At 69.9% G+C, this 1,362-nt stretch carries 1 protein-coding gene and 1 pseudogene; both read right to left on the bottom strand.

Annotated features, from left to right (window positions below; translation table 11 throughout):
• Positions 1 to 369: 369 nt before the first annotated feature.
• Complete coding sequence (gene recO / locus QH196_RS04610; RefSeq protein WP_280414487.1) at positions 370 to 1,140, bottom strand: DNA repair protein RecO; 771 nt, start codon at positions 1,138 to 1,140, stop codon at positions 370 to 372.
• 79 nt (positions 1,141 to 1,219) lie between these two features.
• Positions 1,220 to 1,362: pseudogene (locus QH196_RS04605) on the bottom strand (IclR family transcriptional regulator domain-containing protein); the annotation flags it as partial.

Genomic DNA, 1,362 nt, shown 5'->3' with positions numbered 1-1,362 from the left:
GATCTGGCCCGTCTCTACCGGGGCGAGGAACTGCCGGAATTGGGCGTGACCTTCACGGAACTGTCCGCGCAGCGCGCCGGGCGCCGCGCACGCGCCGAGGATAACGCCAGGTGGGGGGAGAAGATCGACGATAGGCCGGGCCCACCGGGCTTCCCCCGGCCCCTCTACCGGGTACAAAGGCTGGGTTGGTTTTTTCGGGCCCGCGGGGGGGGGCGCGGGGTTCGGCCCTTCAGGCGTTGTGTTTCAGCACCCGATGCTCGCGCCTGCGGCGCATTGCATCGGGTGCTGAAACACAACGCGGGCCGAACCCTTTGAGGGCCTCGCTGGACTCGGCGCCGCCGTTGGTTGCGTTCGGTTCAGGGGGTGTGACTACCCTTCCGTCCCACGGCCCCCGGATGCAGCGCCACCGACTGAACGTTCGACCAGGGGGAGGGTGCGTAGTTCGCGCTCCAGATGCCATTGCAGGTGGGCGGCGATAAGACCGCCGGCCTGGCGGCGGGCCGATTCCGGGATATCCGCGACCCGGTCCCAGCGACCGTGCCGCAGGGCGAACAGTTGATCGAATACGGCAGGAGCCGGGGTGGCGGCACCGGCCGGCCGGCAGTGCACGCAGACCGCGCCGCCGGCGCCGATATGGAACGCGCGATGCGGGCCGGGGGTGGCGCAACGCGCGCATTCGTCGATGGCGGGGGCCCAGCCGGCGTAGTCCATGGCGCGCAGCAGGAAGGCGTCGAGGACGAGTTCGTGTGGGCGGTCCCCGGCCGCGATCGCACGCAGGGCACCCGCGGTGAGGGTATGCAACCGCGGAACGGGAGCGCGTTCCTCCCCGGCCAGGCGTTCGGCGGTTTCCAGGACCGCGCAGGCGGTGGTGTAGCGGCCGTAATCGGCGACGATGGCGGTCGCGAAAGCCTCCACGGTATGCACCTGGGTCACGGTGTCGAGAGTGCGGCCGGGGTAGAGCTGGATATCGACATAGGCGAACGGCTCCAGCCGCGCACCGAACTTCGACTTCGTCCGGCGCACCCCCTTCGCCACCGCCCGCACCACCCCGTGTTGCCTGGTCAGCAGCGTGACAATGCGATCGGCTTCGCCCAGCTTGTGCTGGCGCAGCACCACCGCATGGTCCCTGTACAACTGCACTGCATCATTATGCGGCGCCTGCGGCGCCGCGGGGTTTTGGCCCCCATTGTGGGCGGCAGGTGATACGCGGCGGCCACGGCGGGGAGCGGGCCTGGCGGTGGCCGCCGATTTTGCTGATGTAGACCACTTCGTCGCCGTCGCGGACACCGAGGTGCACGGTTTCGCTGGTCCGGGTGAACAGGTCCTGGAGGAAGGGCACCGCGACCTCGAGCAGGGTCGCCC

It is taken from the genome of Nocardia carnea, assembly GCF_029868325.1.
Taxonomy (GTDB): Bacteria; Actinomycetota; Actinomycetes; order Mycobacteriales; family Mycobacteriaceae; genus Nocardia; species Nocardia carnea_C.
This window is presented reverse-complemented; position numbering and strand designations above follow the sequence as displayed.